Annotated in this window: 28 protein-coding genes; 14 read left to right on the top strand and 14 right to left on the bottom strand. The window is 60.0% G+C overall.

Annotated elements, in window-relative coordinates:
* The first annotated feature begins 44 nt into the window (after positions 1 to 44).
* The 14 genes from ABDB84_RS05340 to ABDB84_RS05275 all read left to right on the top strand — a co-directional run bounded on the left by ABDB84_RS05340 (position 45) and on the right by ABDB84_RS05275 (position 13,762).
* Positions 45 to 599: a hypothetical protein gene (locus tag ABDB84_RS05340; RefSeq protein ID WP_345918659.1), complete on the top strand. Its 555-nt coding sequence runs from the start codon at positions 45 to 47 to the stop codon at positions 597 to 599.
* A gap of 12 nt (positions 600 to 611) precedes the next feature.
* Positions 612 to 2,246 (top strand): type 1 periplasmic-binding domain-containing protein, encoded by a 1,635-nt coding sequence (locus ABDB84_RS05335; RefSeq protein WP_345918658.1) that lies wholly within the window; start codon positions 612 to 614, stop codon positions 2,244 to 2,246.
* Between the two features lie 14 nt (positions 2,247 to 2,260).
* Positions 2,261 to 2,962 (top strand): hypothetical protein, encoded by a 702-nt coding sequence (locus ABDB84_RS05330; RefSeq protein ID WP_345918657.1) that lies wholly within the window; start codon positions 2,261 to 2,263, stop codon positions 2,960 to 2,962.
* Between the two features lie 69 nt (positions 2,963 to 3,031).
* Entirely contained in the window at positions 3,032 to 3,883 is an 852-nt protein-coding gene (locus ABDB84_RS05325) for a hypothetical protein (RefSeq protein ID WP_345918656.1), read from the top strand.
* Positions 3,880 to 4,656: a hypothetical protein gene (locus tag ABDB84_RS05320; RefSeq protein WP_345918655.1), complete on the top strand. Its 777-nt coding sequence runs from the start codon at positions 3,880 to 3,882 to the stop codon at positions 4,654 to 4,656. The genes ABDB84_RS05325 and ABDB84_RS05320 overlap by 4 nt, the downstream gene beginning before the upstream one ends.
* Before the next feature lie 294 nt (positions 4,657 to 4,950).
* Complete coding sequence (locus tag ABDB84_RS05315) at positions 4,951 to 5,244, top strand: hypothetical protein (RefSeq protein WP_345918654.1); 294 nt, start codon at positions 4,951 to 4,953, stop codon at positions 5,242 to 5,244.
* Between the two features lie 11 nt (positions 5,245 to 5,255).
* Positions 5,256 to 5,915 (top strand): lysozyme, encoded by a 660-nt coding sequence (locus ABDB84_RS05310; protein WP_345918653.1) that lies wholly within the window; start codon positions 5,256 to 5,258, stop codon positions 5,913 to 5,915.
* Positions 5,912 to 6,514 (top strand): lysis system spanin subunit, encoded by a 603-nt coding sequence (locus tag ABDB84_RS05305; protein WP_345918652.1) that lies wholly within the window; start codon positions 5,912 to 5,914, stop codon positions 6,512 to 6,514. Before ABDB84_RS05310 ends, ABDB84_RS05305 begins: the two co-directional genes overlap by 4 nt.
* A gap of 19 nt (positions 6,515 to 6,533) precedes the next feature.
* Positions 6,534 to 7,034, top strand: a complete 501-nt coding sequence (locus ABDB84_RS05300) for a hypothetical protein (protein WP_345918651.1) — start codon at positions 6,534 to 6,536, stop codon at positions 7,032 to 7,034.
* On the top strand, positions 7,034 to 7,399 hold the full coding sequence (locus tag ABDB84_RS05295; protein WP_345918650.1) for a hypothetical protein: 366 nt from the start codon (positions 7,034 to 7,036) through the stop codon (positions 7,397 to 7,399). The genes ABDB84_RS05300 and ABDB84_RS05295 overlap by 1 nt, the downstream gene beginning before the upstream one ends.
* A gap of 3 nt (positions 7,400 to 7,402) precedes the next feature.
* On the top strand, positions 7,403 to 8,302 hold the full coding sequence (locus ABDB84_RS05290) for a hypothetical protein (protein WP_345918649.1): 900 nt from the start codon (positions 7,403 to 7,405) through the stop codon (positions 8,300 to 8,302).
* Positions 8,299 to 9,003 (top strand): hypothetical protein, encoded by a 705-nt coding sequence (locus tag ABDB84_RS05285; RefSeq protein WP_345918648.1) that lies wholly within the window; start codon positions 8,299 to 8,301, stop codon positions 9,001 to 9,003. The genes ABDB84_RS05290 and ABDB84_RS05285 overlap by 4 nt, the downstream gene beginning before the upstream one ends.
* Positions 9,004 to 9,015: 12 nt before the next feature.
* Positions 9,016 to 9,585 (top strand): defense against restriction DarA-related protein, encoded by a 570-nt coding sequence (locus ABDB84_RS05280; RefSeq protein ID WP_345918647.1) that lies wholly within the window; start codon positions 9,016 to 9,018, stop codon positions 9,583 to 9,585.
* 229 nt (positions 9,586 to 9,814) lie between these two features.
* Positions 9,815 to 13,762 (top strand): defense against restriction DarA-related protein, encoded by a 3,948-nt coding sequence (locus ABDB84_RS05275; RefSeq protein WP_345918646.1) that lies wholly within the window; start codon positions 9,815 to 9,817, stop codon positions 13,760 to 13,762.
* A gap of 655 nt (positions 13,763 to 14,417) precedes the next feature.
* Here ABDB84_RS05275 and ABDB84_RS05270 read toward each other — a convergent pair.
* From ABDB84_RS05270 to ABDB84_RS05205, 14 genes are all read right to left on the bottom strand, one after another.
* Positions 14,418 to 14,744 carry a hypothetical protein gene (locus ABDB84_RS05270; RefSeq protein WP_345918645.1) on the bottom strand — a complete coding sequence of 109 codons (327 nt, stop codon included), beginning with the start codon at positions 14,742 to 14,744 and terminating at the stop codon, positions 14,418 to 14,420.
* 5 nt (positions 14,745 to 14,749) lie between these two features.
* Positions 14,750 to 15,241 (bottom strand): hypothetical protein, encoded by a 492-nt coding sequence (locus ABDB84_RS05265; protein ID WP_345918644.1) that lies wholly within the window; start codon positions 15,239 to 15,241, stop codon positions 14,750 to 14,752.
* 73 nt (positions 15,242 to 15,314) lie between these two features.
* Entirely contained in the window at positions 15,315 to 15,824 is a 510-nt protein-coding gene (locus ABDB84_RS05260) for a hypothetical protein (protein WP_345918643.1), read from the bottom strand.
* A gap of 355 nt (positions 15,825 to 16,179) precedes the next feature.
* Complete coding sequence (locus ABDB84_RS05255) at positions 16,180 to 16,443, bottom strand: hypothetical protein (protein ID WP_345918642.1); 264 nt, start codon at positions 16,441 to 16,443, stop codon at positions 16,180 to 16,182.
* A 2-nt stretch (positions 16,444 to 16,445) separates the two neighbouring features.
* Positions 16,446 to 16,901: a hypothetical protein gene (locus ABDB84_RS05250; RefSeq protein ID WP_345918641.1), complete on the bottom strand. Its 456-nt coding sequence runs from the start codon at positions 16,899 to 16,901 to the stop codon at positions 16,446 to 16,448.
* 59 nt (positions 16,902 to 16,960) lie between these two features.
* Positions 16,961 to 17,170, bottom strand: coding sequence for a hypothetical protein (locus tag ABDB84_RS05245; RefSeq protein ID WP_345918640.1), 210 nt, complete (start codon positions 17,168 to 17,170; stop codon positions 16,961 to 16,963).
* A gap of 146 nt (positions 17,171 to 17,316) precedes the next feature.
* Positions 17,317 to 18,198, bottom strand: a complete 882-nt coding sequence (locus ABDB84_RS05240) for a DNA adenine methylase (RefSeq protein WP_345918639.1) — start codon at positions 18,196 to 18,198, stop codon at positions 17,317 to 17,319.
* A complete protein-coding gene (locus tag ABDB84_RS05235) occupies positions 18,195 to 18,443 on the bottom strand; it encodes a hypothetical protein (RefSeq protein ID WP_345918638.1) in 249 nt (82 codons plus the stop codon). The genes ABDB84_RS05240 and ABDB84_RS05235 overlap by 4 nt, the downstream gene beginning before the upstream one ends.
* A gap of 31 nt (positions 18,444 to 18,474) precedes the next feature.
* Positions 18,475 to 18,702, bottom strand: coding sequence for a hypothetical protein (locus ABDB84_RS05230; RefSeq protein ID WP_345918637.1), 228 nt, complete (start codon positions 18,700 to 18,702; stop codon positions 18,475 to 18,477).
* Between the two features lie 105 nt (positions 18,703 to 18,807).
* Positions 18,808 to 19,119: a hypothetical protein gene (locus ABDB84_RS05225; protein WP_345918636.1), complete on the bottom strand. Its 312-nt coding sequence runs from the start codon at positions 19,117 to 19,119 to the stop codon at positions 18,808 to 18,810.
* A gap of 343 nt (positions 19,120 to 19,462) precedes the next feature.
* Positions 19,463 to 19,966 (bottom strand): hypothetical protein, encoded by a 504-nt coding sequence (locus tag ABDB84_RS05220; protein ID WP_345918635.1) that lies wholly within the window; start codon positions 19,964 to 19,966, stop codon positions 19,463 to 19,465.
* 331 nt (positions 19,967 to 20,297) lie between these two features.
* Entirely contained in the window at positions 20,298 to 20,651 is a 354-nt protein-coding gene (locus tag ABDB84_RS05215; RefSeq protein WP_345918634.1) for a hypothetical protein, read from the bottom strand.
* Complete coding sequence (locus ABDB84_RS05210; protein WP_345918633.1) at positions 20,648 to 21,094, bottom strand: hypothetical protein; 447 nt, start codon at positions 21,092 to 21,094, stop codon at positions 20,648 to 20,650. Before ABDB84_RS05210 ends, ABDB84_RS05215 begins: the two co-directional genes overlap by 4 nt.
* Positions 21,095 to 21,236: 142 nt before the next feature.
* Positions 21,237 to 21,431: a hypothetical protein gene (locus ABDB84_RS05205; RefSeq protein ID WP_345918632.1), complete on the bottom strand. Its 195-nt coding sequence runs from the start codon at positions 21,429 to 21,431 to the stop codon at positions 21,237 to 21,239.
* Positions 21,432 to 21,671: the final 240 nt, after the last annotated feature.

Here is a 21,671-nt window from a genome sequence, read left to right as displayed (position 1 = left end):
GCCAAGGGAAAGGGGCTTGCAGCCCCTTTTTCAAAGGAGAGCCCATGTCTCTGAAACAAGCTTTTTTCCCCTTGATCATCAAGGCCGCTGGCGGCGCACTCAAAGAACTGTCGAGCGTGCTGGATACGCTTCCTCAGAAGTTTACCGTGTCGGTCGAGAACCACATGCCGCGCCATATTTCGCTGCCGGAACTCGGTCTGTTCTTGCTTGACGGGAATACGCCCAGCGGCAACAAGGGCAGCACTACCGCTGACAAGGAGGCGTTCGCTCGCGCGATCACCAGCATCGAGACCATCGCTGCGATCAACCGCTACGGCGGTAACTGCATGACGCTGATGATCGATCTGGGCGAAGTGGAGGTTGATGAGAGCCCCACCGCAACCGGCAGCGCTACCGATTCGACGCAGCTGCAGCAAGACCCGCAGGGTGATGCTGCCGGCAACGACGCTTCGGGCGGCCAATCGAGTGCTCCCGCCGAGACCGATTCTGCGAAGGCTGCTGAAGATGCCACGAAAACCAGCGGGCAAGACTCGGCAACGGCAACGGCAACGGCTGCTGCTGCCGAGGTCGCCACTCGCAACAAGTCGTCCAAGAAGTAAGGAGCTTCATCGATGAGCAACGTCCCGTTTGTTCGCCAGCTCGACAAGCAAAGCGGGGTTCAGCTGAATCCCCTTCGTGATGCTTCCGAGATCCCATCAGGCACTAACTCCGATCAGGTTTTTGCAATTGCCATGCGCGCCACGCGAGGCCGCATCGACAAGCCGTTTGTCGTGACTCGCGCCAACGTCAAATCCAAGCTTGGCAAGGGCGAGCAGATGCGTGTGTCTGCCCTCAATGAAGCCTGGGTACACGTCAATGAAGCCCTGAACAACGGCGCCGCCGCTGCCGTTGTGCATCGCCTCACTACGAGCGCTGCGGTGATCAAATGGGCGGTTCTTTCCAAGGATGGCACCTCGTTCTCGGTGGTGGACACAGCGCCCGAGTCGGATTTTCTGCTGGCCTTCCATCACCTGGACTGCTTCAACGACGGCATCGTGCTGTCCTATCATGCAGATTCCGTGCGGTCTGGCGGGCTGCTGCAGCCCACCTCGATGATCACCGTGCGCTTGTCTGATCGCGACGGCGCCGTGCTGCACGAATACACCGGTTCGCTGCAGTCGGATGCGACCGATGATTATGGCGAATCGCTTTTCCTGCCTGATGTGATCGCCGAGCGCACAGAAGGTCTCGTTGTTCTCGTCGGTGTGAGCGGCGACGAAGCCGTGATTCAGCCTGCATCTGCTGCCTATGGCGTCAACTCTGCTGGCGCGCAGAAGTGGGTGAAGTCCGATGTGCTGCTGTGCTTCGTTGAAGGCGGCTCGGCTTACTCCGTCGACGACTACACCACCGCGCGTACGCGCCTTCAGCGCACTCCGCTGGCCTATGGCTTCATCTCGTCTGGCGGCTCGATGGCGCCGGGCTTGATCGGTCAGCTTGTGCAGCTGGCGTATGACACCAATCGTCAATTCCGGTTTGACGTGCCGGGCAGTCTGACTCCGCAGGCCGCTGCCGCGTTTGTCGAGCAGCTGAATGTCGGCGCGAGTCAGACGGCGCAATTGGTCCACGTCTACTGGGCTCCGCTCAAGACATCCGACCCGACCAGTATCAATCCGAAGGGTTATTTCGGTGTGGCGACGCTGAATATCGCCTATGCCTGCGCGCGCAATGCGGTCAAGAACGCCAAGGGCTTCGCACCGAAGAACTACCCGATTGCGGGCCGCGAGTGGCCGATCAATCGCGGAAACGTCACGCAGACCTATGACTGCGAGGAGGACGAGCTGTCGGACCTGGCCAAGGCCAAGATCAATCCTGTGATCCACCAGGAGTACACCGGCGGCGGCCGTTATGTGTTCTACGACTCCCTCACGTCGGCGAAGGTCGATGTCAGCCTGAAGGCGCTGATTTCCGTCGCTGACATGAGCAGCAGTATCGACCTGGCTGTGACCACGTTTTGCAAGGACTCACTGCAGCTGCCCATGGAGGAGTCGATTCGCCGCGACAATCGCTACCTCGAAAAGCTGTTCCAGGACGCTGAAGACTCCGGCTGGCTGAAGCCATCCGATGATCCGGCAATGGAAGGCAAGTCGTTCCGCTTCGAGGTGGTTGCCAGCCAAGTGCGGCCGTATGACACGAAGATCGTCAATTACTGGCTGCGCTACGACGGCACCAACCGTCAAACCTTTGTCACTCAAACCCTCACGCGATAGGAGCACAGTGGATCATGGATTTTCAAGACAAGATGCGTGCGGCGCTGAACACCCGCAAGAGCGCAGCAGCAGCCAAGCCGGCTGTGACGGCAGTTCTCGACAGTGCGGATGATGCTTCTGGCTCCACTCCCAGCGATCACTTCCTGACGGACACGGCGCTGACCGCAGCCGGGGTGGTCCAGCAATGGGCTGCTACGCCGGCCGACGATCTGGACGACGGCGAGACCTATGCTGATCGCCTGCTGGCGCTCGTAGTCGGCTCGGCGGATGCGAACGTCGACGGGGAGCTTTCGGATGATGAGCAAGGCGTCGCTGAAGCTGTGCTCAATGCCGCTTTTGATTATCTCGTCAAGAACGGCGTGAGCGAGGAAGATGCGAGCGCGGTGCTGAACGACTGGGACACTGCTGCAGCTGATCGCGTCAAAGATCTGCTGTCTGGCGTTCTGCCGACAGACGACGGCGCCGCGCTCGATGACATCGAGGCATTCGCGTTCGGTGACGACGATCAGAGCGCGGTGTTCGATGCCGCCTACAAGAAGGTCTTCGCGGTGCGTCACGGCAAGAAACTGCGCATCAACAAGCGCATCAGCGGCCACGTCCACCTGAGCGCAAAGCAGAAAGTCGCCATCCGCAAGGCTGGACTGAAAGCGCACTCGGCCACGGCCAAGATGCGTCGCGCAAAATCCAACCGGATTCGCGCGAAGGTCGGCCTGTAATTATTCTGGCCTGAAGCAAACACGGCGGCGCTGCTCAGGGCGGCTGCCGCCGTTTTTCAAGGTGCTGCGATGGCGGATGTTGTTGAAAAGGACGTGCTCACCAGCCTATGGGGTGGCCTATCCAAGCAGCTCATTGCGCAGATCTACGAGGTTGAAGAGCTGAGCGATGAAAGCACGGGCAAGTCGCGCTGGGCAAAGGTGAAAGATGGCAAGGTTGTGGCCGCTCCCCTGGCTGATGGGGCGAACCTCGATATCACGCTGAGCTGGCAAAGCCCATTTGAGAACACCGGGGCGGACTCAAAGGCGCCGACGCTGATGGCGATGCTGCAGTCGGGGGCTTTGCAGCCCCTGATTGATGAGACGCAGACCACGTCGACCGAGTTGCTGTCGAAGATCAGCGGCGGCCGGCTCGGTCGTAGTTCGTCCACTGCCGCTGAGGCTCAGCGCAAATCCAATGCGTTCATGGCGCAGTTTGCTGGTCGCACGAGCATTACGAAGCTCAACAGCACGCAGATGTTCAGCGGCATGCCTCCGCTCAAATTCTCAATCACAGCGCTGTTTCGCGCGTGGTCGGATCCGCAGCGCGAGGTTGAAGACCCGTTCAATCAGCTCATGGCCTGGGCTCTGCCCGAAGAACTATCACCGGACGGCACATTGATCGTGAGCACGCTGCGTGCTGCTCGCGGCGACGCTTTGATTCGCGAGGCGTTGATGCCGTCTATCGCGCCGACAAAGGTCGGCATTCTGTACAAGGGGCGCACCTACAGCCCGCTGGTGATCGAGTCCGTCGGCGTGCCGATCAGCTCAGGCGTCAACGAGGACGGCAAGTATGTGGAGCTCGCTGTCCCGCTCACGATCTGCTCGCTGACCGCCATTGACCGGCGAGATTGGGCAAGTATTCAAAAAGGTGGCAACTCATGATTGTTTTTCCCCCGTTCATCACGCGCCGCATTGTCGCCCAGATGTCCGAGATTCCGATGGGCAAAGGCCTGCGTGTCGCAGGGATTCAGGAGGGGCACGTCGAGGAGGCAGAAACGGCTTTTCTGTCTGCCGTAGTGCATGTCTCGAAGGGGCCAAGCAATCCACTTGAATGGACTGTCCAAGAGCGAGTTCTGGCGGTCGCCCACTATCTTGCTGTCGTATCAGAGACTGGCGCGGACTTCGCGCTCGGCGACAACGGGAAACTCTCGGATTACCTGGATGCCACCGCCGACTACCCGGAAGGGTCCGATCATGTCGAGGTGGGTGATGTGGGCGGTGATCGCTGGTTTCTGCGGCACCTCACTGGGGCGATGGTCGAGGCCATCGAGCGCACAGAGGGTGATGTTCTGGATGATGGCCAGCCTGTTACCGGACGCATCCATTGGCTGACCGGGGCTATGGCCGCGCAGCTGGTCAGAGATGGTGAAGAAACGCCGGACACGCTCAATGCTGGCGCGTATGACAAATACCTGACTGGCAGAATCGCAACTCTGCTGACTCTCCCCGAAAGCGCATTCACGGCCCTGCTGAACGGGTACTACCTGGCGCGCGAGGCGCAGCATCATCTCTTTCGCTACGAATTTGCGGCAGACGGCGGGATCCTGATTCTCCCCGCAGAAAAGGAGGGGGCTGCAGAAAACCTGCCGCCCGCGCGATTTCCAGTACGCGCCTGTCTCTCCGAGGCGACGCTACGACTGGGCGGAAAACCTTAAAGGGCTTGCGCATAGCCTCTCTTTATATTCACACACACCGCTTCACCAAGCGTTTGATGTGACAGAGAGCGATGCGCGAGAGTTCTTTGAGGGGCGGGCGTTTGCTGACTGGAGCAAGGCCCGCGAATTAGAGAACCGAATGCAGAGCGGCATTGCAGAACGTCTGAACTCTGTCATCCAGGCCCTTGGTGTTGTGGCGAAAGTGACGGCCGGAATCGGCCGGCGCAGATAAAACGCTCAGGGGGTTGCGGTGGTGATTGATCAGGGATGCAGCGGTCGTTTCGAGGCGTATGCATGAGAGAGCGCATCGGAACATGGATGACCTATTGCGGTGGCGCGACCGCTGCGGGGTGCGGCGCTGCTTCCGCATCATCACAAGCCGCTGCGCATGTCCCCGCGCTGGCGAGTTCTGCGCAGTCATTCGCGCTTTCCGATGCTGGGATTTACGTCGGCATGGCGGTTGGCATTTTGGGGCTGCTGATTCAGGGTTATTGCGCGCTCTCTCGGCGCCTGGAAGAGCGCGAGCTTCACCGGCTGAAGAAGCGCCGGCTGCGTGACCCGCGAACCCCGCTCTCGATCAACGATTAGGGGCGGCAGCCGTGTTTGAACATCTCAAACGGGCCTTGGCGACGCTGCTAGTCGCTGGCGGGGCCTCTGCAGGCGCCATCTACTTTGCCCGCAGTATGGAAGGGAGCGAGCTGAAGGCTTACCCGGACCCAGGTATGGGCTGGGAGCTGCCGACGATTTGTGTTGGCCACACGCGCGGCGTGCGCCGGGGTGATACGGCTACGCCGGAGCAGTGCGATGCGTATCTGAAAGCAGATCTGGAAGAGGCGGCAAAGCCGCTGGCGAACTGCATCAGGCGGCCGCTGGCGCGCGACGAATTCGAGGCTCTGGTCGACTTCAATTTCAACACCGGCGCCGCGTGCAGATCGGCACCGGTGGCCGCGATCAACGCCGGCAAGTCCTGTGACGAAATCGCGGACGCTTTCTACATCAAGGCGCCGATCCAAGAGCTTTGCTTGGTTCGAGATCCTGACTCGAAAAAGTGCCTCAAGCGGGCACCGAACATCTACGCGGGCAAGCCGATCACTGACAGCAAGGGGCGCGTCTTGCTGGCCCCTGGTGACCCGATCCGGCAATACACAACGGGGAGCCTCAAGCCGTTGAAGGGCCTGATTATTCGACGCTTCGCCGAGGGAGAGAAGTACCGGTCGGCATGCAAGGCCGCCGATGCGGAAGAGAGGAAGAAGCCATGAAAGTAACCTTGTTTGACATCGCGGTGATTGCTCTGCTGGCGGGGCTTTACTGGGGCGGGTACCGGCACGGAATCAGCGTCGAGTCGGCCAGGGCCGGAGTCGAAATTTCGAGCATCAAGACGAACTACGACAGGCAGGTTCTGCAGTCGCATCTGGCCGCCGAGAAGGCTCAGGCGGATGCGCGCAGGACAGAGCAGGAAGCTGCGGCCAGGCAGGCGCAGGTTGATGAAGACCATCGAAAGGAGCTGCAACGTGAAAAAGATGCTGCTGATCGGACTATTGCTGGCCTGCGCGCTGGTTCTATCCGGCTGTCCTACAAATCCGCCCGAGTCGGACTCCAGCCCGGCGCCACTGGTGGTGCAGTCGCCGAGACTCCCCGCGCCGCCTGCGGAACTGATGGACGAAGTGAAACCGACCTTCCGCCAGCGATTGCTGCAGATCTTTTCGGAATCGCAGCCGACGCAGACGCCCTCGCCATCAACTACGGGCGACTCCAAGAAGTAGTTCGCGGGTATCAGCGCATCTATGGCCCAGCGGAAAACAAGACCGATAGCGACGATAGGGCGGCCGTAAATTCGGGCTCTGATTCCACTGAATGAACGAACTTGGGGGCCTTATATGACGGTCAGTACCGGAAAAATCCTGCAGAGCAATTTTGGCCTGACTCAGGCGTTTGGCGCCAAAGCCATCAACAGCGATTTCGCGCTTGAAATCGAGGGCTTCGAGAGCACTTGGCTGCTGGCCAAGCAAGCGCCGTGGCCGGTTTTGACGCCGCAGGGCGAAATTGAAATGCCCGGGCCGCTCGGCACGATCATCTATCAGCCTCAACAAGCCAAGATCGCTTTGCAGGGGCAGGTGTCATTCGTCGAGACCACTTCGGGCAGCATTGATGCCATGCTTGTGTCGCTGCTCGCGAACGGCGGTCAGTTCAATGCTCGCGTGTATGAGGGCACGCCTCTGAAATACCTGCGCGTCAAGAAGCTGCGTGAGTGCTTCTTGCAGCTGGACAATGCTGATCGCGACTGGGAAAACCGCTCGCAGCCGCTGACTTTTTCGGGCTCGCTGTTCTTCCACTACTTCGGCGACGATCTGCCGGGCAACAGCACTGACTACCGCTGATGAAGCTGTCTGAGCATGTAACTCGCTTCAGCGAGGGTGAGCGACCTGTGGGCATCCTGCTGGATGCCCCTACGGTGCTCGCCCAGGCCGTTGCGGCTACTCGCTTCTATGGCGCATTTGCTCAGCTGGCCGACCCTGCGCTCACTGTGACGGCCGATATCGATGTGACCGATGACGAGTGGGCGATCATCCGCCCCTTGTTCGTTCTCTACGTCGAGCGCGAATCAGTTCTGCAAGCTGAAGGCTCCCGCATGATGGGCATTGAGGCGTTCGGTCGATCAAGCGGCGAAGTGGCAGCCGATATTACCGCGCTCGAAACAGATCTTCCGATGCGCGCTTTCTGCCAGCCGATCATCACGGTATAGGCCATGATTCTGACGCTTGAAGGCGGCGGGCAGATCCCCGGCGATCTGATCGAATCGGCCGTGCTGCGCAGCGATCTGGCTCCTGTACCGGTGACGCTAGAGGCGGTTATCCGCACGACCGGCACTGATGACCTGTCCAGTATGCTGGCAGAGGGCCGCACGGTCACGACCGGTCTTGGCGATGTCATGCACATCGCCAAGACCGTACCGACAATATCGGCCGTGGCGGCGCAGGGCGATACGCCGGTGAGCGCCGTCCAAATCACGGCAATGCTCGATGATTGCAAGCGCGTGAGCTATCGTCGCGACCGTGCGCTCATCAAAGAGCGCGCGACCCTGGGGGCCATCTACCGAGCCGCCGGCGCGAAGGTGAACGTCGATGGTGATTTCGCCGTGCCGCGATTCTCGTGCCTGGTCGGCGGTACCCCCTCTTTCCACATCGCACAGGTGCTGCAGGAAGAGGGTGGGGTTGTGCGCTGGAAGAAGGGCCGGCTGCAGTTCTTCCGTCTTGTCGATCTATTCAAGCAGTCATCGGTTATGGCTTTGCCAAACATCGATGCCCAGGACGTGAAGAGCGAATTCCTGGAGCGTCACGAGGTGCCGTGGTTTTTCTCTCTCGACGAGAGCGGCAGCCTGATTTATGGCGCAAGAGAAACCGCGCGTAGCGTGCGGTTCTCGCCGTTCACGAATGCCCTGCGGCTGCGCAATATGAGTGATCCACTGCTCGTCAGGAAGGTGGTGCCGCGCGCAGCGTTTTCGAGCCATGTTTGCGCGGGCGATGTGATTGACTTCGTGGGCGGCGTGCCACTGGCGGTGATCACCGCCGCGCACGTCTTCAAATCGGGCTCCGATGGCCATGGTCGAGAGTTGTATAGCCGCTTCTGGCTGGGAGGGCTCTCGTGAGCGTAGAGCTGTATCCGGGGCGCTGGCCTGCCGTGGTGAAGTCGTACGAGCAGGATACTCGCATGTGCCGTGTCGAGATCCCGGGCATCACCGACGGTGCCGATGTGCTGCCGTTGGCCGAAATTGAGTACCCGATTGGTGACAAGTCACGCAATGGGCGCTTTCAGACCGAAATCGAGATCCTTTCGGACGATCCGGTGTGGGTGTCCTTCATCGGCGGCGATCCACGGTACCCGATCATTACCGGCTACCGTAACCCGCAGAGCGGAAACTCCGTTGATTGGCGGCGCTGGCACCACACGAACATGGAGCTGCTCGCTGAGATGCTGATGAACATGATCGCAGGCGAGGACATCGTGATCAGGTCAAAAACCGCGACAGTGAAGATCTACGCAGCCGAGGACATTTACGCGGAATCTCTCACGCACGTAACCATAAAGGCGCCTGAAATCACAAACGATGCGCCCCTCACGAACTGCACTGGCAATCTGCAGGTAGCTGGCGTGCTGAGCGTATCCGGCGAAGGTGCTGCTGATGGTCAGGCCGCCATGGATGTGGTGGGCAGCATGAAGATCAGCGAGGGCGGGGTCGTGGTGGAGGATGGCGACGTAGTGGCGGGCGATGTCAGTCTGCGAAATCACGATCACGAAGAGCACGGCAGCGGCGGAGGCATCACGAGCCCTCCACGGACTGGTTCATAACCCGGAGTTATTATGGCAAAGCATCTACTCTTTTCATTCGCCGATCTGTCCACGAAGGACCGGGCTGCGAAATTGGCAGCCAAGTTTTTCGCAAAAGCCGGCGCCGCAGTCGTCGCGCAGGACGTATCGAGCACGATCAAAAAAACGTCAGGCGTGGCCTATCGTGAAATGACGCTGACGTTCGCCGATTCGCAAGTGGTTGTTCTGCGCATCAAAGAGACCGGCGATATTTTTCAAGCGCTTCTCAATGGCAAGCCGTTCCCGATCAAGAACCAGGACGACCACGAAGAAGCGTTCGCCGAGCTCGCCGGCGCCATGGCGAAAGGTCGCGCGGCCTATCAGAAAAAGCTGGCGGCAGCCAAGGTCGTGACGCCTGCCGGTGTGCGCAGTACCGCGCCGAAGATTGAGGCTGTGCTTACCGCGAAGCGCGATTCGCTCAAGGAGGCCATTGCTGATGTGCGCGAGAAGATCAGCGCGCTGCGCGACGCGCCGCCGGAGCCGGTCATGGATGATGCGCTGAATGCTGGTGATTCGGCGAATCCTGAGCTGGTCGGCGTGGCAGTGCAAGGCGAGGCCGCGTAGGCGCACGTAGGCCCTGGCGAAACGCACGTCATCCGGTGCGTAGAAGCGAACGCTAGCGGCTTTCAGGCCAACGGACATGCTCTGCACATCGGCGGCGCAATTATCATCAACGACCGATAGCTCTCTCTTCGTGGGCTGAGTAGCGGCCAAGAAACGGGAATCCCAAAGAGTAGTTTGCTGCGGAAAACCGGCGCGGCCTGATCGCGGGCACGCGCTGACAATCTGAGGCATGAGCAACCATGCCGAACTTCTCGCCATGATCGAGCGCGCGGCCCATGAAGGTGACTTCGGGGACAACGACCGCCGCACGCCGACGCCCGCTATGTGCGAGGCAGGCAACTACAAAAAGGGCCGGCTCCGGCTCTACGGCCTGCCGCTCGCCATTGAGCAGCCGCGCAACAGCATCCGGCGCGGAACCGACAAGAACGGCCAGGCCTGGGAATCGCGCATGGGCGCGCACTACGGCGACATCGAGGGCACGCGCGGCGCCGATGGTGATCCGGTGGACGTGTTTGTCGGCACATGGCCTCTGGCGGATACCGCATACGTGATCAACCAATACGTCGACGGCCAATTCGATGAGCACAAGGTCATGCTGGCGTTTGTCGATGAGGCTGCCGCGCGTGCCGCGTACCTCGCGAGCTATGAGCGCGGCTGGCCGGGCCTGGATAGCCTCACGCCGGTCTCAATCCCTCAACTCAAGTGGTGGCTGCGCCGTGGCGACATGAGCCGGCCGCTTACCGCGAACCAACTGCCACACGAAGGGCAAACCATGAATCGCACTTTCTGGAACAGCCAGGCCGAGCCGATCAATACCACACTGGATCGCCTGCTGTATGACGTTCGCCGTGACGACGGCAGCGACGGCCTGCTGCTCGACGCGTGCACGGCCGCCGACATCATCGCCGATGCAGACGGCGGCATCCTGGTGCTGGACGCCATGGTCGTTCAGTTCGCCCGCCTGCCGCGCCAGATGGAAATCCTCAAGAAGGTCATGGAGCGCACGCCCGGCGCGGTGAAGCCGCTGGGCTTGCAGGTCACGGAACCCTTCACCCAACGCGGCGTGGCAAACGTGGCGGCGATTTTCGAGCTGTCGGACGGCCAGACGCTTTCGATCTACTTCCACAATCCCGACGTGACCCCGAAGAAAATGGCGCCCGGCGATGAGCTGATTTCCTGGAAGTGGCTGCTGAACAAGAAGGACGTGACCATCGTCGTAGCGCCGGAGCGCGGGCAAGAGCTCAATGTCCGCGAAGTCGCGCGCCGAGTGCTGAAGCTGGCAGAGAAGAACAGCGCCGCTTTTGCTCGCGCGAACGCGAACCGCGCCGCGCGCATGGAGAACATCGCTAGCCTGAAAAGCGAGGTTGCCGCACTGGAAACAGAGCTGGCCAGCGCGCAGCATGAGCTGGAAGTTGCTCAGCAGGAGGCGGTCGACCGCCAGGCTGCCAAGGACAAGGCCGCAGCTGAAGTCAGCATTGAGGAAGTCGCCGCCGCAATGGACAAGACTCGCGGCTGGTCAGCGTGGTGGAGCGATGAAGCAATCAACGCGACCATCAATCAAGCTGCTGTACAGGGCTGGGTGCGCCGCCCTTCCACTTCGCAGGTCGAATGGACGGACAAGGGCATTGCCGCCTATCGCGCATGGAAAGACGCGCAGCCGACCCTTGCCGACGCTGCCAAGGTGGCGGTTGAAACCGCCCTGTCTGAACTGGGCGCGACCCGCGAGGAATGGCAGGTCGGCGCGACCGAAGGTTTCGAGCTGATCGCGGCCAACTACTCAGGCAGCGCCTTGAGCATTCGCGTCGATCAGGCCGGCAATGTGCTGATCATGGCCGGTGGTGGCAGGGAGGAATCGGCTCCCAGCGACCCGGTGCAGATCGCGCAGGCAATCAAGGATCTGGTTGCTCCGCCTGCCGTGGCAGAAGATCAATCTCCATTCCGTCACATGGGCCTGCAGATCAGTATCCGCAATGTCAAGGATGCTGATGGCACGGTAAAAACCCGCTGGACGGTGCAGACGCCGGAGAACATGGAGCGCGAGCAGCGCGGTGAGCGCCAGATTGGCGGGGATTCAATCGTGGATAGCCGTGAGGCTGCGATCAATGAGGCTGAATTCCTGATCCGCCAAGACGAAGAGCGAAAAAAGCGCATTGCCGAAGCGGACGCTGCCGAAGAAGCTGACAGGGCCGCGAAGGCAGCGATTGTCGAGCGGTTCGCTGAGTTCGTGGCCTATAAGGGCTACAGCCCTGCCGTTGCAGAAAAAGCCCGCGCTGCACTGATGACGATGTACGCAAGCGGGAAGCGCATGTACGAGTTGGTGGCTGACTTGGTTGCGGAAGGTCGCTTCATTGGTGAGTACGGAGGCCGCCGCACTCTGGAAAACTCCGAGGGCTACATGCTTGAGGAAAAGAAGGTCGGCAAGGTGGGTATGGACTACGCTGAGTGGCTTATCGGCAAGCGGGATCAGATGATTAGCGACACCTCCGCGCCTATTGCGTCGCTGACTGGCACTGAACTCGGCGACTTCCCTGATACGCCCGAGGGGAAGAAGGCGCTGCGTGAGGCCGCCAAGGCGCTGCTGTACGGAATGCGTGGCGATATGGTTCCGTGCCCGGCAATCGGCCGCGAGGTCGAAATTCGCCGCCGCAGCATCAAGGAGACGCTGGCGTTTTCGGCAGACCCGCGCAAGCTGAAGCTGATTCCGGCGATCAAGGAAATGATCGGCTCGGCCGTGTTGGAGTACCGCGAGGACAATCACAAGCTGGACAAAAAGCCCGGCGTCGCGACTTACTACCGGTTGGCCACGACGGTGATGCTTGAGGCGGCCCCGCTGCGCGTGTCTGTGGTGATCGCAGAGGATCGGGACGGCACGCTGTACTACGACTTCATGATTAACCGGGATGCGGCAGCAGAAAGGACAACGGCGCTTGATTCCTCAAGCGCCGCTGAAGTGCCGTCATCGCCCTTGAATGACAATTCCAAGAATCCCGGCGATCTGAATGTAGGACAGCAAGACGAGTCTGTCAATGTGTTCGATTCCGCAGATGAGGGGCCGATGGTGTTCAATCTGTTCATCGAAGGAGAGGCACCCGAGGTTCTTGATGATGAGTCGCCGGCGCCCGCCGTGCCGAGCGCCCAGTTTGAGCGCTACGCCGACTTCATCCGCGAGAAGGCCGGCGTCGTCGGCAATGGCATGATCCAGGAAATCAAGGTTGATCCGGGCTTTGAGGATGGCGAGGCCGAAAAGCTGCTGGCGCTGATTGCCGAGCTGAACCCGGAGGGCAAGCAGCCCGCCAATCAAGATGATGTGCTCGCCGCGATCAAGGCGCTTCGCCCCTTCCTGAGCAAGGCGCAGATGAGCGTGATGGGCACCGCCACGCGCGGCGAAGAAGGGCAGTGGTTCAAGGACAAGTTTGTTGAGCTGGCCGAGCTGATCAAGACCATGCCCCGATCCTATGGACAGGACGGCAAGGGCGATCAGGCCCTGGCCTACCTGCACTACTTCACCGGCGGTTCGGACTTCTGGATTACCGAGCTCGATTCCGAGGGGGACGGAACAGAGCAAGCCTTTGGCCTGGCGAAGATCCAGGTGGCGAAACTGGGCTACATCAGCATCGCTGAGATTGTGGCTGCTGGCGCCGAGCTGGATCTGCACTGGACACCGAAAACGCTGGCTGAAATCAATGGCAGCGAGGGCGATCAAGGCGACGATGATGAGAAGATGGAGGCAATTCGGCGTCAGCTTGATGACGAAAAGACATGGGTTTCTCAGGGTGACTTCTCGCCCGATTCGGTTGCTGAGTCTCGCTCCCCGGCGGTACTTCGGTACTTGAGCGAAAACACGGGCGAAGCAGAGTCCCATGCAGCGGAGCTTTCAAGGCTGTGGGCCGAGCGTGCAAATACGCAGCCTGTAGAGCCGCAGCCCGTGCCGCAGCCGGTGAACGATGGGCGCGTGGAAGGCTCTGCAACCGACCCGCACGCCGTCGACCGCGCCCTGTTTCAGTCCGTCATTGATGGCACGGTACCCGACATGTTGGCGCCGGAGCTGGCTGACCAGCTGGAGGCCGCGTACGCACGGATTGCGGGCGACGCAGAGCTGGAATCCCTGTTCGAGCGCGCCGTGAATGCCTATACGAGTTCTGCCATGAAATCGACCGATAGTCTGGCCGTTGCCTGACGGATGAGAGAGCCCCAGTGCCGGAGTCGGCGAGGGGGCTTTCACGCACAGCGTAGATCCGGGTTTATTCGTCAATTCGATTGCGAAATGTTGTTAGGCGTCAGGCTCTTCCACGCAACAACACTCGCGTGAGGCTCACACTTCCCGCCCCACTCTACAAAGTAAACCCCGTTGTCACCCGACGCACCGATTGACTGCGTTCCATCCACCAAGAGAAAAAGAACTTCTTCGGAGTAACCGGGCCACTTGTCGGACACAGGGATAAACCCGTCCCTAACTTTGCAGTCGAGCGGGACAGCCTCAAGCTGCGCTTTCGGTTCATTCGCTTCGCTCATCTGCCCCTCTCTTCCACGTTAGAACTTGCTGCATTTATCCGGCAACAGTCCAGCAGCACGACGCGTCCTGTAGCGTTTTGCTTGCGCCTTCTTTGTCGCCGCGTCGCGGTTTGGTGCCTCAACCACGAAAACCTCGCATTCAGCGTATTCTGGGTCTGTCGGCTTCCCGCCTGTTGTCCAGTTTCCAGCCGGGAATCTAGCTACAGTCCATTGCATAAATCTCTCCTTGTAATCCGTTCTAACAATTCCGTCGAGAAGGACCGCCCACAAGCTGTGCTTGTGGGTTCCCTCCGCGCTACGCGCTCCGGCGGCCCCTCACGTCACGTGTTGGGCGGCTTCAGGTTCGCCACCCTCTCAACAGCACGCTTCGCGGCCGGCAGTTCGGCTTTGGCCCGCTTCAGCCTCTTGGCCGTCCTTTCCTTCAGTTGGGCGTATGCTTGCTCCCATGTGTCAAAGTAATGCGTTCCTGAAGTCCGCTGGTGAATCTCATCCCAGCCGTTCACCGCGCGCTGCGTGATGCGCCCAAAGTATTCGTTGACGAACCACTTGCGCGGTCTCGCGTCAGCGCGCTTCGGAGCCCGCCGCTCAACTCTGCAATCGAGCGGGACCGCCTCCTGCTGCGCTTCTGTGTTCGGTTGTTGATCCATGTCCGTCACTCCTGTTTAGTGTCGTGAGGGCGGCCCCTCACTTCCGCGTTGGGCCGGCCGAACAGTTCTTCGTACTTTCCTCGGCACGGGTCGTAGCTTCGGTCCCAACCGCTTGGCCAGCCTTTGCAGAAACGGCCTACGTATTCAGCACCTTCCCACAGCGGCCCGAAATAACAGCTGCCGCATATTGGGCACTTAAACGGCTCCATGCTGGGGTGTCGTGGCTCCATGGCCAGCCCAACCGCGCATAGGTCGCCCTGATTGGCCCACACCAGCACGGCGTCGCCAAGTGCGTAAAGCGGGCTGCCTAGAACCGCAAGGCGCTGGGCGCCCGTCACCTCACTGGCGTGTACGTAGCGCACGCCCACCGCCTCAAGTTGTGCGCGCAGCCTGTCCACTTCGTCGCACAGGTTATGCACCAACAGCCGCACCTCTGCGCCCGTGTAGCGGTCGCCGCCTTCGGAAAACTCTCGCGCCGCTTTCGTGTCTACTTGCATTCGCTGCTCCTGTCAGTTGATGCCTGACCCGCGCTTGCAACGGACGGCCAATGGCCGCCGCTGAAGCTAGACGTTAGGCCTTCAAGCCTGCATCAATGGCCGCAATCGCAGCCTTCACGTCGGCGTGCCATGCGCAGGTTCCGCCCCACACAACCATCGTCTTCTGCAGCGCGCCGCGCGCCTGCTCCAGCACATCGCCGCGCAAGTACCAGCCACGCTCAAACCTTTCGGCTTGTTCGTTTGCCTTCCTCAGCGCAGCCGTCAACCGCGCAATCTCATCCGCTGCAGCCTCGGCCTCGTTGCCCAGGTTGCGCAGACTCTGCAGTTCTTGGTCTGTCAGCGTTGGTTGTCCTCTCAGAAATTGCTGTTCACCTTGGGTGCTGGGCGTAAGCAGTGTCAGGCTGCAAATGGTCAGCCCGTCAGGCCCGCCGATGCCACCGCCATCAACATCAGCAATCAACTTCTTCAGTGCCTTGTAATCTTCCATCGTCAGCACCGGGCTTTGAAGCGCAGCGATCCCGTCTAGGTTTGTCACCTCGCCGATGCGGACCTGTTTTATTGCGTGGTAGTGGTAAATCGGCATCTCAGTCCTCTCCGGGCGGCTGCCGCCCAACAGTTCATCAAGCGGACGGAGTGCCGCCGCTCATAGAGGTGTTCGGCGTCACACCCGGCGGGCGTTCCGCAGGTTCTCGTACACATCGAATGCCCGCGTCCTATCGGGTCCAACGAGCAGCGCGGCGTACGCATACCAAGCTCGCTCTGCTGCTGTTGCAAGTTCGTGCGCTTTCGCCCTCGCTTGCTCGATCCCAGCTTCTTCTTCAGTTGCCGGCGGCGGCTGCGGCCACTCACATCCTGGCTTGCCGCAGAACGGGCTTTTTATTCCTGGCGTGCATTGGCACATGGTCAGTCTCCTTGGCTTGCGGTGTTCGGCGTCGTCTTCAGTATTCGCACGCCAGTAGGCCCTTGGTTTTCGTTTCTGCAAGCCAGGCGCGCAACGTCGTCAAGCGCCCCGTAGGCCTTTCGCCCTCGTCAATTTCCGGTCGCGGATAGTCAAGCTCTGCATCGCTCAATTCGCGAGGGAAGCCTTCCGGCGGCTGCTCGCCGGTATCTTCGATATAAATCATGGCGGCATCTTCGGCAGAGTCCGCTGCGTAGACGGTTCCGCAATCGTCAAGCTCAAATGCTTTCATGGTCGTTTCCATGTTCATTGCTCCTGGCTGCGGTGCCGGGGCGTCCGCGTCATCGCTTGCGCATACACCCACTCGGTTTCGCTCTCCTCATGGCCGTTGCGGTCATTCTTCCAAGTGCTGCGCAGCACTGCCACTGACACACCGCCGATGGGCGCCCATCCTGTCGCCATAAGTTCATTTACGGACTCTTCCAATTTCGTGCCGCTTCCTTCTGATACAAACTTGTATTCCATATTTTTCCTTATCTCGGTTGAGTGTGCTCTGACAATTCCGTCGAGAGGGACCGCAGACAAGCTGCGGCCCCTCATGTCGGGGTGTATAAGTAATGTGTTCGTCCGTCCTGCGATGTAGCCGCAAATCAGGGCCATTGCGCTGGCTGTATGCGATCCACCGATGGCCGCTACTGCGAAATAAGTCCCAGCCAGAAACCAGCCGCAAACCCAGATGATGTTTTTGGCATTTTTGATCATGCTCTCATTCCCCCTGGCTTCTACGTCGAGCGGGACTTCAGCCGCCCCTCACGCCAGCGTTAGATGTCATAGATTTCGTCTAGCGCAGCCTCAACGTCAGAGCCTTCAATATGATCGTAGGCGGCCACGGCCATGTTCCAAAACCCAGCCTCTTGCGGGTGCGTGGCCTCGTAATATTTGAACGCAGGCCGTGACATGTGGTTGTGCATTTGTGCAAACGTGTCAGCGAGTTCGTTGCACTCGCGAACAAGCTGTTCATTTGTTTTCATGTTTACCTTTTGTTTCGCCAGCCCAATAATTCCGTCGAGAGGGACCGCCCTGGTTTGTGGTTAACGTACAGCCATTTTTTCGCGTCAAAATTCGTTGCCGTGAATCCATAGCCTTCTAACTCTGCAGTCGAGCCGATCCGCTGCGCTCAAGCTTTAGCCGTGTCGAACAGCCCGCCATGCATGCTTTCTAGCGATTTCTCGCAGGCCTTGTTCATCCACAGCATTTCAGTGCGCAGCGCCGTCCCGCGCGTAGCGGATATGCGCGACGGCGTTGATTCCACGCGCCAGCCTGCCAGCGCGTCAGCGTACAGGTCGCTAGCGTAGCCAGTCACGATGACCATGCCCTTCAACTCGCGCAGGGCGGCCAGCAGTTCGGCGTGGTCATCGTCGGTCATCTCGTGCCGGTAGTACCCGCGCCCGTTGCCCTGCAGCACGCGAGCGCCCAGCACGTAAGGCGGATCTACGAAGTGCAAGGTGTCGGGGCCGTCGTGCTGCGGCATCACCTCAAGCGCAGGGCGGTTTTCGATCAACACGCCAGCGAACCTGGCGCCAACTGCGGCCAGTGAGTCCGGGTACTCCATCCACAGGTGCTGCGCCGTGTTGTACGCGCGCTTTGTGTCAATGCGGAATCCAGTCACGCCTTTTGTCGCGCCTGCGCTGCCAAAGCCCATCTGCGCCCGCACGCACAGCCGGCGCGCCTGCTCAATGGGATCTTCGGCCGGCTCCCATGCTAGGTCGAATTCGTCGCGGGCGTAGGGAGTCAGCGCCAGCGCTTCCACCAACGCCGCACGCTGGCCAGGATTGCGCAGCACTCGGAAGAAGTTCGCAATCTCGCCGTCCAGGTCGTTGTAAACCTCGGCGTAGCTGCGTGGTTTCTGTAGCAGAACGCCGGCCGCGCCGCCGAACGGCTCCACATAGGTGCGGTGCGCGGGGAAGTGCCGTAGCACCCACGGGGCCAGTCGGAATTTGGCGCCGTGGTATCGCAGTGCCGGCCGCTTCACGGCAAACAGTTCAGCGCCGGCGGTCATTGCCGCATGCCGCCGCAGCTAGGGCAGTCATCCATGTCGCCAATCGTCTTCTCCTCAAGCAGTGATGCGCCGGCATCGGTAATGAAAATGCGACCCGCATTGTCTACTCGCACCAGCCCGGCCACCGTCAGGTCGCGCCATATCTGGTGCCCTACTGGCGAGTGATCGTCAATAAAATCACCAGACGTGGCGCCGCCATTTGTGTTCCTCACGTACCTGCATGCTTTTTTCAAAATCTGGTTCATGTTCTTTCTCCTGTGCCAGCCGCCTGTTACCTCAAGCGCTCTGACTCACTTGCGCGGCTGGCTCCTGTGCTGCTTGCTGCATTGCGCGTTCCTGTGCGTCTGCGTGTTGCAACACTTCTTTTGCCACCAGTAGCATGGCTGCACGAATGCCACTTGGCATGCGCCCGCGCTTACGATTGCGCGCCCAGTGCTGGCCAAGCGCTGCCATGTCGTCCAAGGCGTCAGCTACCGGGTCTTCAATCGCTGTTTGTTGTTGCATCGTGTTCGCCCTTTGGTGCCTTTGCTCGCCACCCTCCCGAGCCGACGGTGGAAAGCTGGTGCTGTTGTTAAGGCGTGCCGCCACTGCTCACGCCCGTGTTCGGCGTCATGGGCGCAGGGGTATCCAACCCTGATTGCTCATGCGCTCAGTTGGTGGGTTTGTGCGGTAGTCCCAGCCGTGTTTTGTTCTCCGGCGCCATGCGACGGGCTCAGCGGCGGCTAGTGCTGACGAAAGCACTTCGCGCGATGCCACTACAAGATCAGAGGTGCCGCCATCCATCACCTTGGCGTACTCCATCATCAGCGTGTGCAGCGAATCTACAGCCGGCATAGGCTTTCCGCTGTCATCGATCAAAATGCCATCGAAGCACGCCATGCCTGCGTTGCTAAGGATCATCCCGATCACATCTACTTTCATGGCTTTCTCTTTCCTCGGCATCCCGCCGAACAATCATGGCCTCACACGACAATCAGCAGTCGCTGGTTGTTTGTGCATTTAGTTGGTCCGCCGTCACCGAACCAGCGCAGGTAGTGCTTGCCTGCCCATTCGGCGCGCCACATCTTCCCCGGGTAGACTCCTGACGGATTTGATGTGCTGTAGTTGCTGAGCATGTCAAAGTCAGCCTTACTCACAACTGCATGGGTGTCGTCAATCAGTACCCTGTCACAACTAGGCTGTCTCCAGTGCCGGCCTCGCTCGTCTGTCATTGGAGGTATTGCGTTCATAGCTTTCCTTTCTCGGCTAGGCCGAACAATTCAGCTCATGTGTTCGGGGTCAGCGCATTCCATGCCGAGATTAGCGCCCGTTCAACATCCGCCAGTTTTTTCGGCACGTCGGAAGGAGTTATGCTGTATGCCGTTACCTTCCACCACACTCCATTTGCCTCTCCGCACAATTCAATTTCCACGCTCTCGTGCAGCCTGTTGTGCAGAACCATCGCGCTCGGTGTCACCACGATCTGCATTCCGGGCTTATCGTCGTTGCACTCGCAAGTCCGCGCCGAGAGATTGCTGCGGCGGTAGGCATACCAATTGCAGCCGTTTCCCTGGTGGCGAAGCGTGTTGTTAGCGCACCGGAACCCCTGCGTCGTGAGCCATTCACGCAATTCATCAGCGCCTACAAATGGCTTTCTGGCTCCGTGCTCCTGGTGGCGGTCGTCGGTGCGTTCGTGGCAGGTCAAGGCATCTTCGGCCACGCAGAACACATCGAGCGGCCTAACCCCTCGGTCAACGGCAATACCAGCCGGCTGGTCAATTTTGCTCATCTTCGCTCCTTGGTTTGTGCGCCATCAGGCGCTGCATAACTAGCGGGCAATGCGACCCGTTCCGGGCTGCGCCTGTTTAGCTCTAATGACGTGAGCTTCTTGAACACCACGCTGCACTCGTCGTTTCGCTTCTTCCCGTTTGCCAGCTCATGCGGCATGCATCGATATTTCTCTCCGCTGCAATCTGGCCTCCAGTCGCATGCACGGCAAATGTTCCCAAGCTGTTGCGTTGCAACGTCTGATTTCAGCACCGCCACATATCCAGGTGGCGCTTCGTGCGGGTCGAGAATTCCAGGCATTGTTACTTGCTGCATTCCTGCCGCCCATCGTGTCAAACGTGAGGAGTCAGCAGCTTGTCTGCGCGCTCGCACAGCGGCGCCAAGCTATGGCCGTGCTCGTTCTCCCATTCGGGGGTGACGATCTTTCGGAATTCGCGCAACACCGCGCGCAATTCATTGGTGTCGTGCAAGGCAGCAAGCTCGTGCGCGTCTTCAATGTGTGCCATCGCGGTTTTGATGCTGCTGCTGGCGTTTGCGAACCCCCACGCGAAGCAGTGCAATACTCGCTGGCAGGCGTTGCTGTCCCCGGCTTCAAGGTAGCGCTCGGCACTGTCGCACGCATCGCGCATCGTTTGCACGGCTTGCCGCAGGTTCTCGGCGGATCGGATAAGGTGTTTGGCTTTCATCTCTTCTCTCCATCGTTGGGCTGCTTCGCTTGCTTCGGCAAGATCTGAATGCGCTCCAAAATATCCATTTTGTGGATCGCTTCAGTGCCGCACACAGGGCACGGAATCAGCGCTTCGCGTGAGGTGGTTGCAATGTCGGCCTGCCCGCCGTTCGCCCCCGTGCAGGCCGCCGCTGCGCTTGATGCAGGGGGCAGCCTCTTGTGCCAGTTGTCGTCAAAGTCGCACATTGCCAGCATCGGCGAATCGCCGAAGCCGGCCACGCCTTCTTGCAGGTTGTTGCCGTAGAGTGCGCACCACTTGTTGCCGTCGATGCTCAGCTTCGGTTTGTAGATCACGCTTGGTCGCATGTACTCAGATGCAGCCTGGCTGATGCATTCCTTCGCCATGTGCGCGTAGTGATCAATCCTGCTTACGGCTTGGTCTTGATGGTGTTGGTCAAGCATAAGTACCTTTCCGGATCCAGCTGTTCGATGGCGGGCCTACTCTCGGCAGTCCTTGTTCTTCTTGTGGTCGCATTCTCTGTTCGTGCTTGGCTGAGCCCAGAACATCCACCACAAAAGCGCCGGCTCGTCACGGGGCGGCGGATTAACTTTGGCCGGCCGTGGCGCAGGGATTGGCGGCTTCGCTGTCGGCCTGGCTGGCGGCGAAGGTGGGCGTGGTGCCACATACGCCGGCCGCGATGGCACGATCACCGGTCGCGATGGCACGATCACTGGTCGCGCAGGAATCACCGCTGCCATGGCGCCGGTTGTTGCTGTGGCTGCTGCCAGTAGCACGCAAATTGCATTCTTCACGTTCAGTTCTCCTTTCGTGTCGCCGCTCTACGCTGTCTGTTTATGGCCACTTGACGCCGGTACGCACCGAAGAGCAGGCCGGGGGCTTCGTGCGAATATGCTCTGGCCGCTTCGATTGCGTCTTCGATGATGTTGCCGTGCGCCCAGCAGGAACACGGCACATGAGCATCCACCCAGTCCTTCAGTGCTAGGCAGCGCGGGCATGTTTTGAACGCTCTCACGTCGC

It is taken from the genome of Uliginosibacterium sediminicola, assembly GCF_039631295.1.
Classification (GTDB): domain Bacteria; phylum Pseudomonadota; class Gammaproteobacteria; order Burkholderiales; family Rhodocyclaceae; genus Viridibacterium; species Viridibacterium sediminicola.
Note: the sequence above shows the minus strand (reverse complement) of the source record. Positions and strands in the feature narration are given on the sequence as shown.